The organism is Nocardia sp. NPDC056952 (genome assembly GCF_042674185.1).
Classification (GTDB): domain Bacteria; phylum Actinomycetota; class Actinomycetes; order Mycobacteriales; family Mycobacteriaceae; genus Nocardia.
In genome coordinates this window covers 501,886-521,158 of sequence record NZ_JBHURA010000003.1, presented here as the reverse complement: position 1 = coordinate 521,158, position 19,273 = coordinate 501,886, and the positions used below count along the sequence as shown (strand labels likewise).

At 67.9% G+C, this 19,273-nt stretch carries 17 protein-coding genes; 10 read left to right on the top strand and 7 right to left on the bottom strand.

What is annotated here, in order from left to right; translation table 11 throughout:
* The first annotated feature begins 11 nt into the window (after window positions 1-11).
* The 4 genes from ACFTS5_RS14080 to ACFTS5_RS14065 all read left to right on the top strand — a co-directional run bounded on the left by ACFTS5_RS14080 (window position 12) and on the right by ACFTS5_RS14065 (window position 4,773).
* The gene (locus ACFTS5_RS14080) at window positions 12-1,790 is read left to right on the top strand and encodes an amidohydrolase family protein (RefSeq protein WP_378631447.1); all 1,779 of its coding nucleotides are present in this window, start codon (window positions 12-14) and stop codon (window positions 1,788-1,790) included.
* Window positions 1,787-2,686 carry a metal-dependent hydrolase gene (locus ACFTS5_RS14075; RefSeq protein ID WP_378630856.1) on the top strand — a complete coding sequence of 300 codons (900 nt, stop codon included), beginning with the start codon at window positions 1,787-1,789 and terminating at the stop codon, window positions 2,684-2,686. Before ACFTS5_RS14080 ends, ACFTS5_RS14075 begins: the two co-directional genes overlap by 4 nt.
* The gene (locus tag ACFTS5_RS14070) at window positions 2,683-3,789 is read left to right on the top strand and encodes a PDR/VanB family oxidoreductase (RefSeq protein WP_378630855.1); all 1,107 of its coding nucleotides are present in this window, start codon (window positions 2,683-2,685) and stop codon (window positions 3,787-3,789) included. Before ACFTS5_RS14075 ends, ACFTS5_RS14070 begins: the two co-directional genes overlap by 4 nt.
* Window positions 3,790-3,903: 114 nt before the next feature.
* Window positions 3,904-4,773: an alpha/beta hydrolase family esterase gene (locus tag ACFTS5_RS14065; protein WP_378630854.1), complete on the top strand. Its 870-nt coding sequence runs from the start codon at window positions 3,904-3,906 to the stop codon at window positions 4,771-4,773.
* Between the two features lie 36 nt (window positions 4,774-4,809).
* Here ACFTS5_RS14065 and ACFTS5_RS14060 read toward each other — a convergent pair whose 3' ends face one another.
* Window positions 4,810-6,870 (bottom strand): AMP-binding protein, encoded by a 2,061-nt coding sequence (locus ACFTS5_RS14060; RefSeq protein WP_378630853.1) that lies wholly within the window; start codon window positions 6,868-6,870, stop codon window positions 4,810-4,812.
* 200 nt (window positions 6,871-7,070) lie between these two features.
* On the opposite strand from ACFTS5_RS14060, the gene ACFTS5_RS14055 reads away from it, so the two are divergent.
* Complete coding sequence (locus ACFTS5_RS14055) at window positions 7,071-7,916, top strand: GTP pyrophosphokinase family protein (RefSeq protein ID WP_378630851.1); 846 nt, start codon at window positions 7,071-7,073, stop codon at window positions 7,914-7,916.
* 124 nt (window positions 7,917-8,040) lie between these two features.
* Complete coding sequence (locus ACFTS5_RS14050; protein ID WP_378630850.1) at window positions 8,041-9,597, top strand: FAD-binding oxidoreductase; 1,557 nt, start codon at window positions 8,041-8,043, stop codon at window positions 9,595-9,597.
* A 6-nt stretch (window positions 9,598-9,603) separates the two neighbouring features.
* On the opposite strand, the gene ACFTS5_RS14045 is transcribed toward ACFTS5_RS14050, so the two are convergent.
* From ACFTS5_RS14045 to ACFTS5_RS14035, 3 genes are all read right to left on the bottom strand, one after another.
* Window positions 9,604-10,425 carry a cyclase family protein gene (locus tag ACFTS5_RS14045; protein ID WP_378630848.1) on the bottom strand — a complete coding sequence of 274 codons (822 nt, stop codon included), beginning with the start codon at window positions 10,423-10,425 and terminating at the stop codon, window positions 9,604-9,606.
* A gap of 87 nt (window positions 10,426-10,512) precedes the next feature.
* Complete coding sequence (locus ACFTS5_RS14040; RefSeq protein ID WP_378630847.1) at window positions 10,513-11,790, bottom strand: MFS transporter; 1,278 nt, start codon at window positions 11,788-11,790, stop codon at window positions 10,513-10,515.
* 60 nt (window positions 11,791-11,850) lie between these two features.
* A complete protein-coding gene (locus ACFTS5_RS14035; protein WP_378630845.1) occupies window positions 11,851-12,363 on the bottom strand; it encodes an Lrp/AsnC family transcriptional regulator in 513 nt (170 codons plus the stop codon).
* 120 nt (window positions 12,364-12,483) lie between these two features.
* On the opposite strand from ACFTS5_RS14035, the gene ald reads away from it, so the two are divergent.
* Together ald and ACFTS5_RS14025 are read left to right on the top strand one after the other, a co-directional pair.
* Window positions 12,484-13,587: an alanine dehydrogenase gene (gene ald / locus ACFTS5_RS14030; RefSeq protein WP_378630844.1), complete on the top strand. Its 1,104-nt coding sequence runs from the start codon at window positions 12,484-12,486 to the stop codon at window positions 13,585-13,587.
* Between the two features lie 52 nt (window positions 13,588-13,639).
* Window positions 13,640-15,100 (top strand): phospholipase D-like domain-containing protein, encoded by a 1,461-nt coding sequence (locus ACFTS5_RS14025; protein WP_378630842.1) that lies wholly within the window; start codon window positions 13,640-13,642, stop codon window positions 15,098-15,100.
* A gap of 39 nt (window positions 15,101-15,139) precedes the next feature.
* On the opposite strand, the gene ACFTS5_RS14020 is transcribed toward ACFTS5_RS14025, so the two are convergent.
* The gene (locus ACFTS5_RS14020) at window positions 15,140-15,856 is read right to left on the bottom strand and encodes an HD domain-containing protein (RefSeq protein WP_378630840.1); all 717 of its coding nucleotides are present in this window, start codon (window positions 15,854-15,856) and stop codon (window positions 15,140-15,142) included.
* Window positions 15,846-16,463, bottom strand: a complete 618-nt coding sequence (locus ACFTS5_RS14015; protein WP_378630839.1) for a TetR/AcrR family transcriptional regulator — start codon at window positions 16,461-16,463, stop codon at window positions 15,846-15,848. The genes ACFTS5_RS14020 and ACFTS5_RS14015 overlap by 11 nt, the downstream gene beginning before the upstream one ends.
* Window positions 16,464-16,518: 55 nt before the next feature.
* Between ACFTS5_RS14015 and ACFTS5_RS14010 the strand changes: the two genes are divergently transcribed.
* Together ACFTS5_RS14010 and ACFTS5_RS14005 are read left to right on the top strand one after the other, a co-directional pair.
* The gene (locus ACFTS5_RS14010; protein ID WP_378630837.1) at window positions 16,519-16,941 is read left to right on the top strand and encodes a PaaI family thioesterase; all 423 of its coding nucleotides are present in this window, start codon (window positions 16,519-16,521) and stop codon (window positions 16,939-16,941) included.
* A 39-nt stretch (window positions 16,942-16,980) separates the two neighbouring features.
* Window positions 16,981-18,045 (top strand): PQQ-dependent sugar dehydrogenase, encoded by a 1,065-nt coding sequence (locus tag ACFTS5_RS14005; protein ID WP_378630835.1) that lies wholly within the window; start codon window positions 16,981-16,983, stop codon window positions 18,043-18,045.
* Window positions 18,046-18,075: 30 nt separating this feature from the next.
* Here ACFTS5_RS14005 and ACFTS5_RS14000 read toward each other — a convergent pair whose 3' ends face one another.
* The gene (locus tag ACFTS5_RS14000) at window positions 18,076-19,179 is read right to left on the bottom strand and encodes a metallophosphoesterase (RefSeq protein WP_378630834.1); all 1,104 of its coding nucleotides are present in this window, start codon (window positions 19,177-19,179) and stop codon (window positions 18,076-18,078) included.
* Window positions 19,180-19,273: the final 94 nt, after the last annotated feature.

Genomic DNA, 19,273 nt, shown 5'->3' with positions numbered 1-19,273 from the left:
GAGAAAAGCACATGCTCGACTTCGACATCGTCATCACCGATGGTCTCTGGTTCGACGGCACCGGCGCCCCCTCCGCCCGGCGCAATATCGGCATCCGCGACGGCATCGTCGAGGCCGTCTCCGCGACCGCGCTACCGATCGGCGCCGACACCGAGGTGATCGAGGCAGCGGGTAAGTGGGTGCTGCCCGGCTTCGTCGACGTGCACACCCACTACGACGCCGAGATGCTGCTCAAGCCCGAACTGTCGGAGTCGCTGCGCCACGGCGTCACCACGGTCGTCGTCGGTAACTGCTCGCTCTCGACCGTGCTGGCCTCCAACGCCGACTGCGCCGACCTGTTCAGTCGCGTCGAAGCCGTGCCGCGCGACGCCGTTCAGGGCGCCCTCGACAAGCACCGCACCTGGTCGGACCCGACCGAGTACGCGAAGGCACTCGATTCGCTGCCCCTGGGCCCCAATGTCGCGGCGTTCCTCGGCCACTCCGACCTGCGCACGCACGTGCTCGGGCTCGGGCGAGCGGTCACCCGCGACACCAAGCCCACCGCCGCCGAAATCAAGCAGATGACCAGCCTGCTCGACGCGGCGGTCGACGCCGGCTTCCTCGGTATGTCGTCGATGACGAACAAGCTCGACAAGATCGACGGCGAGGAATACCGGTCGCGGTCGCTGCCCTCGACCTATACCCGAGGCAAAGAGGTGCGCGCGCTCAACAAGGTGCTGCGTAAGCGCGATCGGGTGCTGCAGAGCGCCCCCACGGTCGGCTTCAACCCCAACATCGCCAAGTTCTTCGTCGGCAGCGCCGGCATCGGCCGGCCCAAGCTGCGCACCTCGCTGCTGTCGGCGGCCGATTCCAAGGCCTACCCGCCGCTGGTGTGGTTCATGCTCTACGCCGCACCGCTGCTGAATCGCTTCGCCCGCACCGACTTCCGCTGGCAGCACCTGCCCGTGCCGTTCACCGTCTACGCCGACGGCATCGACCTGGTGGTGTTCGAGGAGTTCGGCGCCGGCGCCGCGGCCCTGCATCTGAAAGACCAGGTCGAACGCAACGAACTGCTCCAGAGCGAGCCCTACCGTCGCTGGTTCCGCAAGCAGTACGACAACAAGTTCACCCCGCGCATCTGGCACCGCAACTTCTTCGATGCCGAGATCATCGACTGCCCTGACCAATCGGTGGTCGGCAAGTCGATCGGGCAGGTCGGCAAGGACCGCGGGCTGCACCCCGTCGACGCCTACCTCGACATGGTGGTCGAGTACGGTCCCGCGCTGCGCTGGCGCACCACGATCGCCAACGATCGCCCCGAGTACCTGAACAAGCTCGCCGCGAGCCCCGGCGTGCAGATGGGCTTCGGCGACGCGGGGGCGCACCTGCGCAACATGTCGTTCTACAACTTCCCGCTGCGGCTGCTCGAAAGGGTGCTGCGGGCACAGGAAGCCGGCAAGCCGTTCCTGAGCGTGGAACGTGCCGTCCATCGCCTCACCGGCGAGCTCGCCGACTGGTATCAGATCGACGCCGGTCACCTACGCGAAGGCGGTCGAGCCGACCTGGTGGTCATCGATCCGGCCGGACTCGACGAGCAGGTGCACCAGCTCCACGAAGCGCCGCTGCCCGAATTCGGCCTCGACCGGATGGTCAACCGCAACGACCGCGCCGTCGTAGCCACGGTCGTCAACGGCCGCAAGGTCTTCGGCGCGGGCACCGTGGCGCCCGGTATCGGCGCGGACTGGGGAACCGGGCAGTTCCTGCGCGCAGGCCATGACAACTCCGCTCCCGTCGCACAGGAGACCCGATGAAGCGTCCCTTCCGTCGCGCGGCTCGCACCGCGCACGCCCCTGATGTCGCCCTGCAGGCCCGCAATGTGAAGTTCGACTGGACCTCGGCACCGCTGCACTGGATGCCGAACGAGCCGATCGCCTCGCACGTGGTGAACTCGCTGAACCTACTGCTGCCCGAGGGCGAGCGGATGTTCTGCGCCACCTACCGCGACGCGCTCCCCTACGTGCGCGATGCCAAGGTGCGCGAGGCCATGCTCGGATTCATCGGTCAGGAGTCGATGCACGCCGAAACTCATGCCAAGGTCCTCGACCAGGTGTTCACGGCCCACCACATCGACACCGCGCCCTACACCCGCCAGATGGAGTACGTGTTCCGTAACTCCCTCGGCGCACGCGAGGGCAGCCCGCAACAGGCGCAGACCCGGCTGGTCGAACGGTTGGCGTTCATCGCCAGCCTCGAGCATTTCTTCGCCTGGCTCGGCGACTGGATTCTCAACGCCGACCTGGAAAAACACGGCGCCGAACCGCGTGTGCTGGACCTGTTCCGCTGGCACGGCGCCGAGGAGGTCGAACACCGCAGTGTCGCCCACGATGTCGCGATCTACTTCGGCGCGGGCTATCTGCGCCGTGCGGCGATGATGCTGATCGTCATCCCGATCCTGCTCAGCCTGCTCGTGCGCGGCACCAAGTTCCTGGTCAATCAGGATCCCGAACTGCCGAAGATGGGCTACCCCACGCTGATCTGGAAGATCCTCGGGGCGATGTGGCGCGGTGCGTTGCCGGGTATTCCGGCGCTGCTGATCAGCGCCGGGTCCACCTTCGATCCGCGCTACGACCCGGCGAATGTCGGCTCCACCGAGCAGGCGATCGCCTACCTCGCCAAATCCCCGGCGGCCAGGGCGGCGGCCCAGTGACCGTATATCCCGCGCCCAAGGCGATCCCGCCGGACCTGTACGGCAAGCACGATCACGATCCGACCACCAAGGTGATCGATACCGTGGCCAACCTGCGAGTTCGCTGGTCGACGTTGATCAATCGCCGCCCGATCCTCACCAGGGCCGACGACGCCCGCTTCCCGGTGGTCGTCACCGATCGGGTGCTGGTGGCGCAGGACCAGGCTGTCGTCAATCTGGGCCTGCGCGCCCCCGACGGCGCTCCGCTGCCCCGGTGGGCGCCGGGCGCGCACATCGACATCGAACTCCCGTCCGGGCGCCTGCGGCAGTACTCGCTGTGTGGCGACCCGGCCGAAACCGGCGAGTACCGCATCGCGGTGCGCCGCATTCCGCACGGCGGCGGCGGGTCGATCGAGGTCCACGACGAGTTGCCGGTCGGCACCGAGGTCGTAGTCCGGGGACCGCGCAACGCGTTCCCGTTCGCGCCGCCCGGACGTGGTTCTTCGGCCGAACGCCTGCACTTCGTCGCGGGCGGTATCGGCATCACCCCGATCCTGGCGATGGCGCGCGCCGCCGACCGGCTCGGCATCGACTGGACGCTGGTCTATTGCGGGCGAAGCCGCGACACCCTGCCGTTCCTCGACCAGCTCGCCGAACTCTCCGGACACGTCGTGGTGCGCACCGACGACGAGCACGGAACACCCAGTGCTGCAGATCTTCTCGACGGTGTCGATCACGACACGGCGATCTACTGCTGTGGACCCACCCCGATGACGGCTGCCCTCGTCGCCGCTGTGCGCACGATGCCGGGCATCGAGTTCCACTCCGAAAGGTTCTCTCCCGCACCGGTTGTCGACGGCACCGCGTTCGAGGTGGAGTTGGCGAGCACCGGTGAGGTCGTGCCCGTCGCCGCCGACCAGACCATGCTCGACGCGCTGCTCGCGGTCCGCCCCGACCAGCCCTACTCGTGTCGCCAGGGCTTCTGCCGCACCTGCGTCGTCCACGTCACCGACGGCGCCCCCGACCACCGCGACGGCGCGCTGACCCCCGACGAACACGCCGCGGGCATCACGCTGGCATGCGTCTCGCGCTGTGCGGGAAAACGCCTGGTCCTCGACCTCTGAGCCCGAGTGGCCGGGCGCGACGGGCTTGCGCCCGTGTCAGTGAATCGACATCGAAGAACACTGCTGTACGCGTAGTGTGCGAGGTGCAATCCTGTTCGCACACAAGGAGTTTCCGTGGCGTACTCTCTGACGAAACGCCTGGCCGCGCTCTTCGGCGCGTCCTGCGCAGCCCTACTACTCGCGGTACCGGCGGCCGCGCCCGGTTCCGCCGACAACGCGGTTCTCGAAAGCCCGGCCACCGGATGTTCGACGACGCCGGTCCCCGACAATGTCCCGTTCGACGGCCGGTACTACCGCGTCCACGTACCCGTCGGGGTGTCCGCCGGTGCGCCGCTGGTAGTCGCCATCCACGGTGGCTACGACCGACCCGAAGGAATCGAGGCGGTGTCGGGCTGGAACGCCCTCGCCGATCAGCACAAGTTCATCGTCGTCTACCCGCGTGGCATCAAGACCGAGAACAAGCCGGACGGCACGCCCGGCTGGGGCTGGAACGCCGACGCGGCCGACGTGACCCATATCAAGAAGGTCGTGACCGAGGTCAGCACGAAATACTGTGCGGCGCCGAACCGCGTCCATCTGACCGGTCATTCCAACGGTGGTCAGATGGCCTCGCGCGCGGCCTGCACCGCGCCCGAGGTCTTCGCGTCGGGTGCGGTGTACGCACCGGCGCCGCCACCGACCGGATGCGATCCCGCGCGCGCGGTCTCGTGGGCCGTGTTCGCCTCGGCGAACGACACCACCGTCATCGAGCCCATCGCCTACAGCCACGTCATGTACTGGAGCTGGGAAAACCGTCCGTGCCAGAACGAGCAGCCCGGCGGCGGCACCGACGTCAAGGACTCCAGGCACTGGGACTGCGCGTCCGGCACCGAAGTGCTGTGGCGGGTTTACAACGGTGGCAGCCATTCCTGGCCGACAGGGGCGCGGCGCACAGAGATGCTGAACCGGATGTGGCAGTTGTTCCAAGCCAACCCACGCCCATAGCGACCTCGACGGAAGGGCTGGCCGCCGCGCTGCGGCTCAGCCGGCCAGCCCCTCCGGATCGACCAGCAAGCGCTTGAGCACCTTGCCGGTCTCCCCGCGCGGCAGCGCGTTGAGGAAGGTGACGTCGCGCGGAACGGAGAAGCGGCTGAGGCGGTTTCGGACGTAGGTGCGCACCATGTCCGGGTCGAGCCCGGAGCCTTCGTGCTTGACGAGGAACGCGGCCAGGCGCTGCCCGAATTCGTGATCCGGCACACCGACCACCGCGACATCGGTGACCTGCGGCAGGTGCGCCAGCGCCTCCTCCACCGGGCGCGGGAAGACGTTCTCACCGCCCGAGATGATCATCTCGTCGTCGCGGCCCGCCACGAACAGCCTGCCCTCGGCATCGAGGTAGCCGAGGTCGCCGGTGTCCATCATGCCGTCGGATTCCTCGGGCGGGGAATCGCTGACGTAGCCGTCGAACAGCATGTGGTTGCCGACGAAGATCCGCCCCACCACGCCGACCGGCACTGCCTTGTGCTCGGCATCGAGGATGGCGATCTTGGTGCCCAGCGGCGGGCGTCCGGCGGTGGTGGGTGCGGCGCGCAGGTCGTCGGGCCCGGCCACGCTGGCCCAGGAGACCTCCGTGGACCCGTAGAGGTTGTAGAGGACGTCGCCGTAGTCGTCGAGGAACCGGTCGACGGTGACCGCCGCGAGCGGCGCGCCACAGCTGATCACATGCCGCAGGCTGCTCAGGTCGTACCGCTGTCGCACCTGCTCGGGCAGGTCGACGAGGCGTTGCACCATCGTGGGCACCGCGATGAGCGTGTGCACCCCGTGTTCGGCGACGCGGCGCAGGCATTCCTCGGCGTCGAAGCCCTGGGTCAGCACCACTGTGGCCCGTACCGCGGTGCTCAATTGCAGCGCGGACAGCCCCCAGGTGTGGAACAGCGGCGCCGGGATCATCATGGTGCTGCCCGCGTGGATCGGGATCAGCGACAGCAGCGCGACCAGCGTGTCGAAACCCTTCGGGTGCGGGCGTCGCGCTCCCTTCGGGGTGCCGCTGGTACCCGAGGTGAGCACGATCTGGCGTCCGGGCACCGTCGGGACGGGGAACTTCGTGTGGCGGACCGCGATGAGATCTTCGATCGTGATCCGGGTCGGGTCGGCGGGCGCGTCGTCGGTGAAGAAGCGCGGCAGATCGGTGTGCAGGTACTGCACCAGATGCGCCAGATCGGTGTCGACGAACAATGCCGACAGCCGGTGCCGCTGCACGATGTCCTCGATCCGCCGCCCCGACAGTCCCGAGTTCAGCAGCGCGACGTCGACCCCGAGCTTGCCCGCCGCGACCATGGATTCGACCATGCCGCAATGGTTTCCGGCCAGCAGCCCCACCGCGTCGCCCGCGCGCAACCCGACCTCGTACATCGCGCCAGCCAGCGCGGTGGTCCGCTTGTCGGTTTCGGCGAAGGTGGCGGTGCTGGTGTCGTCGACGAGCGCGACCTGGTCCGGGCTGTGCGCGGCGCCGGCGGCGTAACCGCCGGCCAGGTTGAATCCCCACCGGTACAGCGAGCGCAGCTGCCGGGCCGAGGTCAGCGGCGGCGACACCTGACCCGACTGCACCCACCAGCGCACGATTTCGGACTTGCGGCGGATCGGTGCCCGGTTGCCATTGGCCACCACCGAGGTCCGCGCGCCACCCACGACGTCGGCCGCGCGCCGCAGCCCGTCCTTGACCCACCCGATGATCACCGAGTTCGTCACCCCCGCGAGCGTCGGGTGCAGCCGCGGCGCCGCGAAGACGGTCACGCTCACCCGGGTGCGCCGCTCGTCGCCGGTGAGCCGGACCAGGGCGAAACTGCCCGATTCGGGATTGTGCAGTTCGAAACTCTCGTACCAGCGACCGATGGTCAGTGCCAGCCCCGTACGCCGCACGCCCGCAGCCCGGTCCCCGATTCTGACCTCCCACACGGTGCTGCCGTCCGGCTGGAGCAGCCGATCGCAACCCCCGATCCCGGCCCACAGCCGCGGATAACTCTGCGGTTCGAGCAACACATCCCACAGGGCCCGGCGTGGGATGGAGAACTCCACGGACACATCGACGACATCACTGGGCATTGCTGCGCGCTTTCCTCAGCCCGGCCACATTGCCGGGTAGTGCCTGCTCGCCTCGGCCCCCGTGCCGTGGCGGTGCCCGTTGTCAGGCACTGCACCAGAAGTCATCCTCGGCCTGCCTGCCCGTGGGCAAACGAAATATCTACGGATTCTGGTCACCGAACGAACCGGATCACCCGGCAGCTGTGAGAGGTGCCAACGTGATGCCGCACGCACTGGCCGAGGAGTTCGCGGGAAGGACGGCACAATGGATGACGATGAAACAGTGGCAGCGCGACCCCAGCTCCGATGACGGCCCGCTCGGCGACGGAGGCCACGTCGGCATCGATGACCTGCGGATCCTCAGGGAGCAGTTCGTCGACTTCATGCTCGGCTACAAGTTCGCGATCGACGAGGTGACGACCAAGATCAACATCTTGCGTGAGGACTTCAACAACACCCACGAGTACAACCCGATCGAGCATGTGGGGTCGCGGCTCAAGTCGCCCGAGAGTGTTCTCGAGAAGGTCCGCCGCAAGAACTACGCGATGAATCTGGCGGCGATCCGCGAGAACGTGCTCGATATCGCCGGGGTCAGGGTGGTGTGCAGCTTCATCTCCGATATCGGCACGATCCGGGACATGCTGGCCGGTCAGGAGGACATCACGGTCCTCGAAGAGCGCGACTACATCACCCACCGTAAGCCGAACGGCTACCAGAGCATGCACCTGATCGTCTCGATCCCGGTGTTCCGCTCCGACCGCACCGAGCGGATCCCGGTCGAGATCCAGATCCGCACCATCGCGATGGACTTCTGGGCCAGCCTCGAACACAAGATCTACTACAAGTACCGCGGCGAGGTCCCGCCGAACCTGCGCACCGACCTGGCCCAGGCCGCCGAGGTCGCCACCCAGCTCGACGAGAAGATGGAAGCGCTCCACCGCCAGGTCGACCGCAGCGCACCCCCGAAGACCAAGCCGACCAAGGACTCGCTGGACCTGAGCGTGCTGTACCACAGCCTCACCGGTGGCCATCCCGTCTACCTGCGTCCCACCGATCCGCCGACCTGACCCCACCGGCTTCGATATCGACCTCACAACCACTGCGACCGCACCGCATTTCCGGCGTCCGCACCCCGGCGATTCCGCTACTGTCCGAGCAGATCCTCGAACAACACGGCGCGAAAGGAACCCGGTGGCGCTCTCCCGTCGACAGTTGATCGCCGCGGCCGCGGCCGGCGGCACGGCGGCCGCGCTGGGCATGCCTGCCAGCCGCGCCGAGGAGCGGGTGCTCGGCGCAAGCGAGTTCCAGGCGCTGGCCGCGCGCGGCTACAACCGGCGCTTCGTGGCTCGACCCGCGAAGATCTTCGTGCCTTCCAGCGCCGAGGAGGTTCGTCGCGCGGTGGCCGGGGCGGTGGCCGAGGGCTCGCCGATCGCGGCGCGCTCGGGCGGGCATTGCTTCGATGATTTCGTCGACAACGACCGGACCCGTTCGATCATCGACCTCGGCCGGATGAACGCGGTGTTCTGGGACGAGCGACACCGCGCGTTCTCCGTCGACGCCGGCGCCGACATCGGCACCGTCTACAACGCCCTGCACCGCTGGGGCGTCACCGTGCCGGGTGGGATCTGTCTCGGCGTCGGGATGGGCGGTCATGTCTGCGGTGGCGGCTATGGTCCGTTGTCCCGGCGCTTCGGGCTCGTGGCCGATCACCTGGCTGGGGTGGAAGTGGTCACCGTCGATGCCGACGGCACGGCGAACATCACGGTCGCGACCGGCGACGGTCCCGACCGCGATCTGTGGTGGGCGCACACCGGAGGTGGCGGCGGCAATTTCGGTGTGGTGACCCGGTATCTGCTCCGGTCGCCCGAATCCGACGGCGCGGACCCGGCACACGCGCTGCCGAAGCCGCCGGGCAGCATGCTGAACGCGCGACTGATCCTGCCGGTCACGACCGAGGATTCGTTCGTCCGGTTACTCACCAACTATCTCGGGTTCTTCGAACGCCACAGCGCCCCCGGTAACGACTTCGCCGGTCTCTACGCGCCGCTGATGATCCACACGACCGGCACCGGCGCGGCCGAGATGCTGATCCTGTTCGATGCCGGAACACCGCACGCGCGAACCCGTTTCGACGAATTCGTCGCCACGGTGAGCGACGGCGTGTTCCCGCCGCCCATTCTCACCCCGCTCACCCAGCTGTCCTACGCCGACACGGTGAACCAGGTGTATTACGCGAAGGGCGCGAACACCACGCGCGTCAAGGTCAAAGCCGCCTATCTGCGCACGGCGTACTCCCCCGACCAACTCCGAATCTTCTACCGCTACATCACCGATCTCCGTTTCCTCGGTGAGTCCCAGCTCGAATTCCTGCCGTTCGGCGGCGCGATCAATGCCGTCGCCGGCGACGCGACGGCGATGCCCGCCCGGGATTCGTTCATGAAGATGCTGATCCACGCATCGTGGCGGCTGCCGTCGGATGACGACCGGTATGTGCGCTGGGCGCGCGAGATGTATCGCGACGTCCACGCCGAGACCGGTGGTGTTCCGGTGCCGAACGAGTCCTACGGCGGCAGCTACATCAACTACCCGGACCCGGATCTGGCCGATGCCGCATGGAACACCTCCGGCCTGCCGTGGCACGCCTTCTACTACGGCGACAACTATCGCCGACTGCTCCGGGTCAAGGCGGCCGCGGATCCGGGAAACATCTTCCAGCACCGACTGTCGATCGGCCAGCCGGACTGGTGACGGCGGTCAGGTGAGGGCGAGCACCCGGCACGGTCCGCCGGTGCCGCCCGCGTGTTTCGGTGCGCCGACGACAATCGTCGCGCCCGCCGCCGGAACCGTGGCGAGATTGGCGAGCATCTCCACCCCGTAGCGCCCCGCGCCGAGAAAGGCTGTGTGCGCCCCGTATTCGGGATCGGCACCGCAATCCAGGCTGAGCGTATCGACTCCGGCACCGACGATTCCGCAGTGCGCGACGAGGTATCGCGCGGCCTCGGCGGAAAATCCCGGCGCGTGCGGTGTTCCGCGCTCGTCGAGATTGAGGAAGGTCGACGGTCGGTCGAGGCGACGTTCCCAGCCGGAATACATCGCGACAAAGGCCCGCTCGGGGATGTCACCGTGCCGTGATCGCCAGCTGTCGATATCGGCGACGGTCACCACCGCGTCGGCGTCGACGGCGGCTTTGGCGCTGATATCGAGGACGACGAGCGGCGCGACGAGGTCGTCGACAGCGAGGGCCTCGGTGGTCGTGGCGCCGGGGATGCGATGGGCGGGCGCGTCGAGATGGGTTCCGGTGTGCTCCCAGTACCCGAGCGCGAACTGCCCGAACCCACCCGACTCGTGCCAGGCCACCGGGACAATGACCATCGCCGGATTACCCGGCCACACCGGCAGTTGCGGCGTGAGGGTGTGGGTGAGGTCGACGACGCCGCGGCGCGGCGCGGCGACGGCAGGGGCGGGAGCAGGAGCCAGCGCGGCCAGCGCGGTGAGGCCCGCGAGACCGAACACCGCCCGCCGGCTCGGCGGCGGCGCACTCTCGTGGGCGAGACGAACGATCTCCGGCGAGCACATCGGACTCAAGATAGCCGAGCGAGCCCGGTATGGCCTCGGATCGGCGCCGATGGGGAGGCCGTTCCGATCGACCAGGTGGACCGCGTACTACCGGACGGCGCTGCGGTCGCCGTCGTGTCGCGGACTGTCCGTCGGCGCGAAGGCTCGGTGCAGACCGGTGGGACCGAGCCCCCGCGCCAGGCCGAGAACCATCGCGGCGCAACCGAGTCCGGAGAGGATGAGACCGGTGGCGAAGAGTGTGGGATATCCGGCCAGGTCGCCGATGAGACCCGCGGCCATCCCGGCCACGCCTTGGACGACGACGATCGCGCAGGCGAGCAGGGTGTAGTCACTGCCCGCGTGCTCGGGTTCGGACGCGTCCATCATGAGTGCGAAGACGGCGACGGTGGCGGCACCGCCGAAGATGTGTTCGGCGAGGCTTGCCGCGACCAGAAGTTCGAAGCCACCGAGGCCCAGGGAAGCGAACAGGTACAGCGCGATGCTCGCGGTCTGGGTGACACCGCCGATCAGCAGCGCCTGCCGACGGCCGTAGCGGTAGGCCAGCCAGCCGCCCATGGCCGCGCCCGCCAGCGCGCCGGCCGAGGACAGGACGCCTTTGATCAGCGCGATCTCACCGAGGTCGAGTCCGGCGTCGGACAGGAAGGGACCGGTGAGCGCCGCGGCCATCGAGTCACCGAATTTGAAGGCGCCGATCAACGCGATGAAGGCGAGGACGCCGGGGCGGCGCAATCGGGTCCACCAGGCGCCGAGCAACCGCGCGGGCTTCGGTGGCGGCAGCCGGTCCGCGACCCGCTCGCGCATCAGCCATACCGGGACGGTGGTGAGCACGATCAACGCCGCCATGGCCAGGAACAGTGCCCGCCACCCGGCCAGCGCGAACAACCACAGCAGGGCGCCGCCGCCGACGATCATCCCGATGCGATAGGCACCGACCTGGATCCCGTTGCCCAGCCCACGCTCACGCGGCCCGAGTAACCGCACAGCCACACCGTCGGTCGCCACGTCCTGGGTCGCCGACAGCAGGTTCACCACCACGATGCCCGCGAACAACCATCGCAGCGAGGACGACAGATCCAGGCAGGCCAGCACCAGCGCGACCGCGGCCGACAGCAGTTGCAACACCAGCAGCCAGGTGCGCCGGGTGCCGTAGCGGTCCACGTAGGGCGCCCAGAGGAACTTCAGCGCCCACGGCAGGAACAGCACCCCCGAGGCACTGATCGCCACCAGCGAATAGCCCGATTCGCGCAACACCACCGGCAGCGCCTGGGTGAAGAAGCCGAACGGCAGCCCTTGCGCGAAGTACAGCGACGACAACAGAACCAGCGTGCCTGCCGTGATCACACCCGGTCGGGTGGTGGTGCTCATCGGCACATCGTCGCAGAGAGTTCGCGCCTGCACAGCGCACGGGCTCGGCGTGATCCGATCTCAGCGGGTGGGCTGTGGGCTGCGAATGTGTTCGAAGACCAAGCTCGTCTCGGTCGAGGCGAATTCGCGGGTCGCGCTGAGTTCCTGGGTGACGAACTCGCGCAGAGCATCCGGTGAGGCCGCCGACACCTGGATCAGGAAGTCGACCGTCCCGGCGAGAAAGTACACGTTCACCACACCCGGCAGCGCGGCGAGCTTGGCACTGAGTTCACCGATGCGCGCCCGCGCCGCCGGCTGGACCTGGACCGAGATCATCGCCTGTAAGGGCAGCCCCAGCGCCTCCGGGGCGATGTCGGTATAGAAACCACGGATCGCACCGAGTTCGCGGAGCCTGCGCAGCCGCAGCGAACAGGTCGACGCGGCGATGCCCACCCGGGCCGCGAGGATGTTGTTGGGTACGCGCGCGTCCTCGGCGAGTTCGGCGAGCAGCTGACGGTCGATATCGTCCAGGCTCGACGGCGACCCCCGGAACGGCTGCACGGGGTGCGGTCGGTGTTGCTGTCGCGACGCCATCACCGCAGGATACTCAGCTCAGCCGCCATATTCCGCTGATTGTGCAGGGTTTATCGCTGATTGCTGTGCTTATCGCTGATGCTCATATCAGAACCCGAACATCCTCGAGGAGTAGCTTCCATGCGCATCGGTGTCCCCAAGGAAGTCAAGAACAACGAATTTCGTGTGGCGATCACACCGATCGGCGTCCACGAACTGGTGTCGAACGGTCACCACGTGACCATCGAAGCCGGGGCCGGGGTGGGATCGTCGATTCCCGACTCCGAATACCTCGCGGCCGGAGCACAGATCCTCGCCGCCGCCGACGACGTCTGGGCCGGGGCGGAACTGGTGCTGAAGGTCAAAGAGCCGGTCGCCCAGGAGTACCACCGCCTGCGCGAAGGACTCGCCCTGTTCACCTATCTGCATCTGGCCGCGGATCGGCCGTTGACCGAACAGCTACTGGCGCACCGGGTTACGGCCATCGCCTACGAGACCGTGCAACTGCCGTCCGGGGCGCTGCCGTTGCTGTATCCGATGTCGGAGGTCGCGGGCTGTCTGGCGCCGCAGGTCGGCGCGCACGCGTTGATGAAGCCCTACGGTGGTCGCGGGGTGCTGCTCGGCGGCGTCGGCGGCGTCGACCAGGCCAAGGTGGTGATCATCGGGGCGGGCGTCGCGGGCCAGAACGCGGCCAACATCGCCTTGGGTATGGGCGCGGACGTGACCCTGCTCGACACCGATCTCGACAAGTTGCGGATGTCGTTCTGGCGCTACAACAACCGTGTGCGCGGCCTGGCGTCGTCGAAGCTGGCGATCGCCGAGCAGGTCCGTGCGGCGGACATGGTGATCGGCGCTGTGCTGATCCCCGGCGCCGCCGCCCCGAAACTGGTGAGCAACGACCTCGTCGCGCAGATGAAACCGGGTTCGGTGCTGGTCGATATCGCGGTCGACCAGGGCGGCTGCTTCGAAGACACCCACCCCACCACCCACGCGGAGCCGACCTATCCGGTCCACGAAACGACGTTCTATTGCGTGGCGAACATGCCGGGTTCCGTGCCGCACACCTCGACCTACGCACTCACCAACGCCACCCTGCCCTACGTGGTGGCCTTGGCCGACAAGGGTTGGGAACGTGCCTGCGCCGAAGATCCCGGTCTCGCGCTGGGACTGAACGCCCATGCGGGCAACCTCACCAACGCCGCGGTCGCCGCGGCTCACGACTGGGCGGCCCACGCAGTAGTGTGAATCGTTCACCTGCGGGGACGGGTGGCCGGACGGACGAAAGAACTGACCACCCATGCGCGACGAGCAACCGATCCTTTCTCCCGGCGAAACCTGCTGGCAGATCGCCGAGGCGGACCGGCTGGCATGCATCGTCGACGCGGCGGACTACTTCCGCCATGCCAAGTCGGCGATGTTGCAAGCCCGCCGGCGCATCGTGCTGATCGGCTGGGACTTCGACACCCGGATCAAATTCGAACCACACGGTAAAACCCTCGAAGGGCCCGACCGGCTGGGCAAATTCCTGTCGTGGCTGCCACGGCATCGACCGGACCTCGAGATCTATCTGCTGAAGTGGAACATCGGCGCGTTCACGGCGATGAGCCGGGGGATGACACCGATCTTCGTCGTCAACTGGCTGACCGACCGTCGGCTGCACTTCGAAATGGACGCCGCGCACCCGATCGGGTCGGCACATCATCAAAAGATCGTGGTGATCGATGACCGGCTCGCGTTCTGCGGCGGCATCGACATGACGGTCGATCGCTGGGACACCAGCGACCACCGCGACGACAACGGTTTCCGGACCGAGCCGAACGGCAACAGCTACGGTCCCTGGCACGACGCGACCACCGCCGTCGACGGTGACGCGGCGAAAGCCATCGGCGAGCTGGCTCGTGCCAGATGGAAGGCGGCCACCGGCCGGGAGCTGGACCCGCTCGGCGAGATCGCCGGGGACACTCCGTGGCCGGAGGGCCTCGAGCCGACGATGCGGTCCGTCGATGTCGGTATCGCGCGGACCCTGCCCGAGCTCGCCGACCGCGCCGAAGTTCGCGAGATCGAGGCGCTGTATCTGGCGGCGATCGCGGGCGCCACCAGGTCGCTCTACATCGAAAGCCAGTACCTCGCCTCGCGCACTCTCGCGGAGGCGATCGCGGCCCGCCTGCGCGAGCCGAACGGCCCGGAGATCGTGCTGGTGCTGCCCCGCAACGCCGACGGCTGGCTCGAGCAACAGGCCATGGACGGCGCTCGCCGCCGCCTGCTGCACCTGCTGTGGAAGGCCGACACCGAGAATCGGTTCGGCGTGTACTACCCCGTCACCGCCGCCGGTGCGCCCATCTATGTCCATGCCAAGGTGTTGGTGATGGACGACCGCCTGCTGCGGGTGGGATCGTCGAATCTCAACAACCGTTCGATGGGATTCGACACCGAATGCGATCTGGCCGTCGAGGTCACCCCTGCCACCGCGGACGGTGAGCAACTGCGCGAGACCATCCTCGGCATCCGGCGCAAGCTGCTCTGCGAACATCTCGACACCGAACCCGCGAAGTTCGACGCCACGCTCGCCGAAACATCCTCGCTGGTGCGCACCGTCGAGGCACTGCGCGGCGACGGCCGGACCCTGAAAAGATTCGAGCCCGCGACCGTCGAGAACGAGGACAGTCCCCTGGCCGAGAACGACTTGATGGACCCCGAGCGAACCCCGACGCGACTGTGGGACAGCCTGTTTCCGGGCCGGGGTGTCCGCACCGACTGATCCGGTCTCTGACCACCGCCTGCCCCCTCGACCGCCCCGTCAGCGATCGAGGGGATTCAGCGCGATCGCGATCGGCATTCCCGACCACCACAGTGTCGCCGCTGTCGAGCGGGGGCGGATGCGCGCTTCGTTGCGCATCGCGGCGGCGAACTCGCTACTGAACCCGTCGCGGCCGTGGCGGGCATGGATTTCGGCGATCTGACCGGGATCGAGTTGGTGGGCGCGCAGTCCGACGACGTCCAGGTGGGCGGCGTCGTGCAGCAACCTCGCTTCGGCGCCGTCTTCGCGCGGAGTGCGCGGATCCAGGTGCCGGGCGATGGCGGTATGGACGCACGCCCCCAGCTCGGCGGCAGCGCCCCGGTCGGTGACGAACGTGCGGGCCCGGTTGGCACCGAGCAGGGCGAAACACCCCGTCGTCGCATCGTCGGGCGCACCCACTCCGACGTCGTGCAGGACGCACGCGAGGTAGAGCGCCTCAGGATCGGGCGCGAGATCGTCCACTTGTGCCAAGGCCGTCCCGAATTCCCAGCATCGCAGACTGTGCGCGAGCAGCGCCGGAGTGAGCACGTCCGTGGCCTCTTCGAGCGCGGAGCGACACAGCCGCGAATCCGGTGGTACCGGGGCAGGCCACCCCGAAACGTCGCCGCCGCGACGCAGCCCGCGAACGAGATGGGGCAGGGCCATGGTTTGCGCGCCCAATGCCGCACTCACAGTACGGATCTGCCGCAGTCGGCTGAGTTCGCCGTCACGCTTCATTGGGGCCACCTACATGGGAAAGAAGGTCGGCTCGGGCGATGCCGAGCATGGCATCCAGGGTCGGTCGGTCGACCATCCGTCGCTGGAACAACGAGTAGGCACCGTTCACCGCCGCCCACGAAACCATCACCAGTGCGAGGGCTTCGACATCACATCCGCCGCGCCGCACCGCGGCGGCGAAGGATTCGACCAACCCGCCCAGCACACCGTCGATCTGCGTCTTGGCTTTCGCCGCCAGTTCGGATTCGCTGACATCGACGTCGGTCAGCGCCAGAATGCGCAGCGCGAGCGGGTTCTCCCGATGGAACGCGACGTAGCGGTCGAAGACGGCGGCCACTTCGTCGCGTGGGATCGACTCGTCGCCGGTCGGCGCGGACATCGCCTCCGCATGGCGGGTCGCGATGCGCCACGCCAGCGCGGCGTACACATCGGCCTTGCCCTCGCGGAAGTTGGCGTAGATCGAACTGACCGCGACGTCCGCCTCACCGGCGAGCATGTCGATGGTGGTGCCGCGGTAGCCCTCTCGCTGGAACAGGATCTGCGCGGCATCGAGAACGGCGGTGTGTGTCCGACGTTTTCGTCGGTCGGCCGGGAGTTCCAACGTCATAGGAAATACCGTAGTCTCATTCCGATATCATAGTCAACTTCCGATAGGAGTCTCGATGATCACCTCCCCCCGTACCGGCAGCGAAGCAATGTCGCTGTTCCTGCCCCAATCCCCTTTCGTCCAGCACATGGGCATCGAGCTCATCGACATCGACGAAGGCCGGGCCCGCCTGCGCATGCCGTTCCGGGAAGAACTCGTCACAGTCGGCGACATGGTCCACGGCGGCGCCCTCGCGAGCTGCATCGACATCGGCATCATGGCCGCGTCCTGGGCAGGCGCCCGCCTCCCGGAGCAGTTGCGCGGCGTCACCGTCTCGATGTCGATCGACTTCATCCAGCCCGCCCGCGCCGAAAGCATCGACATCATCGGCACCCGCCTGCGCGCAGGCCGCCAGCTCAGCACCTGCCGGGTCGACATCGTCGCCACCGACGACGGGCGGCTTATCGCGGCGGGCGGCGGTACTTACAAAGTGGGCTGAATCGCTGTCCAGTCGCGGAGCGGGATTAGTCTCGAAGACATGGAGTTCCGCACCAGGGCGTGTCTCGTGGCGTCCGGCTTGGCCATCGCGCTGCTGTGCGGCTGCGCCCCCAGCGAGCGGGCCGAGCAGGCAAGCACCCGGACCGGCGTGCCCGGCGCCAACTCCGCCGTCACCGAGGAGCTCGACGCCCCGTGGTCGATCGCCTTCCACGGCTCCACAGCACTGGTGAGCGAACGTGACAGCGCCCGCATCCTCGAAATCGGTGCCGACGGAGCACAATACGAGGTGGGGGTCGTCGACGGTGTCGAGCCGTCCGGCGAGGGCGGCCTGCTCGGCATCGCGGTGCGCGAGGGACACCTGTTCGCCTACTACACCACCGCCGACGACAATCGCATCGAACGATTCGACCTCACCGGACAGCCCGGCAGCCTTGCATTGGGCAGCGGCACAACGATTCTCACCGGCCTGCCCGCAGCTGCCAACCACAACGGCGGCCGGATCGCCTTCGGACCCGACGGAATGCTGTATGCCACCGTCGGCGACGCGGGTGATCGCCGAACGGCCCAGGATCGCGCGTCCCTCGGCGGAAAGATCCTGCGCATGACACCGGACGGGCGGGCACCGGCCGACAATCCCCTCCCGGGATCACTCGTCTACAGCTACGGCCACCGAAACCCGCAGGGCATCACCTGGGCGCCGGACGGGCGGATGCTCGCCAGCGAATTCGGCCAGAACACCTGGGACGAACTCAATGTCATCGAGCCCGGCGGAAATTACGGATGGCCCGAGGTCGAAGGCATCGCCGGGCGGGCGGGTTTCCTCGACCCTGTTCAGCAGTGGAAACCGTCCGAGGCCAGCCCGAGCGGGATGACGACTGTCGACGGGTTCGTCTACCTCGCGAATCTGCGCGGTGAGCGACTGCGCCGCATCCCGCTCGACGACCTCGCCCGCTCGACCGAGCTCCTCGTCGGCGAGTACGGACGTCTTCGCGATGTCGTTGTGGCGCCGGACGGGTCACTGTGGCTGCTGACGAACAACACCGACGGCCGCGGCGATCCTGCCGCCGGGGACGACCGCATCGTCCGGCTCGGCCTCGACAACTGAACGCGGCGAAACATCCTGTGCCGCAGGCAATCACCGCCGTGGATGCAGCACCAGCACGGTGATCTCACTCGGTGCGAACACCCGCATCGGCGGACCCCAGTAGCCGGTGCCGCGGCTGGTGTAGAGCTGGGTGTTCGCGTGCCTGCTCAGTCCTGAGACGACCGGCTGATCCAGCCGGACCAGATAGTGGAACGGCCAGATCTGACCGCCGTGGGTGTGCCCGGAGATCTGCAGTTCCACCCCGGCCGCGGCACTGTCGGTGACCTGTTTGGGCTGGTGGGCCAGCAGGACGACCGGCAGAGCGGGGTCGGTGCCCGCGAGCGCGGCGGGCAGGTCGGGACCGTGACCGGGCACATCAGCGGTGGGGTCGTCGATACCGGCGACAACCAACCGGTCACCGTCGCGGTCGATGGTCCGGTGCGCGTTGTGCAGCGGCTGCCAGCCGATGCCGGCCATGTAGTCGATCCAGCTCTGGGCGTCGTCGAGGTACTCGTGGTTGCCGGTGATGTAGAACCGGCCGAGCGGCGCTTCGACGTCGGCGAGCGGGGCGACCTGATCGCGGCGCTGCTCCACCGAACCGTCGACGAGATCCCCGGCCAAACCCACGATGTCGGGCCGCTGCGCATTCACCACGTCGACGACTTCTCGCGACCATCCCTCCCGGTCGATCGCGGCGAAATGAGTATCGGTGAGCACCACGACCCGCAGCCCGTCGAGCCCCTCGGCCAAGCCCGGGATGGCGACGTCGACGGTCCGGACCTGCGGCACCCGCCGCGCCTCGTACACCCCGTACCCCGTGAGCACCGCCGACACCACCACCACACCCAGAGCCACCCCTTGGGTCACGCGCATCCCGGTGACCCCGGCGACGCGCAGCGCACCCCGGACAACCGCCCCGATCACCGACCAGACGAACACCACCCACAACACCCCGAGCAGCACGTCACCGGCAATCGCCGCCGGGTCGACCTGCGGCGGCCCGTGCCCGAAGAACATGGCGACCGGCAGACCGACGAAGCCGGCAACGCAGACCCCGGTCCCGACCCGATACCCCAACCCACTGCGCCCGGTCGGCGCGGCAACCAGCACCCACCACGGCACCGCGAACATCACCGCCGCAACCAACACGATCACAATCAGCACTACAGCGGAGCTCACGAGGTCCCGTTCCACCCAAGGCCACCCCGTCCGGGCAGCACGCCACCCAGATCATTTCAGTTCAGGTCGT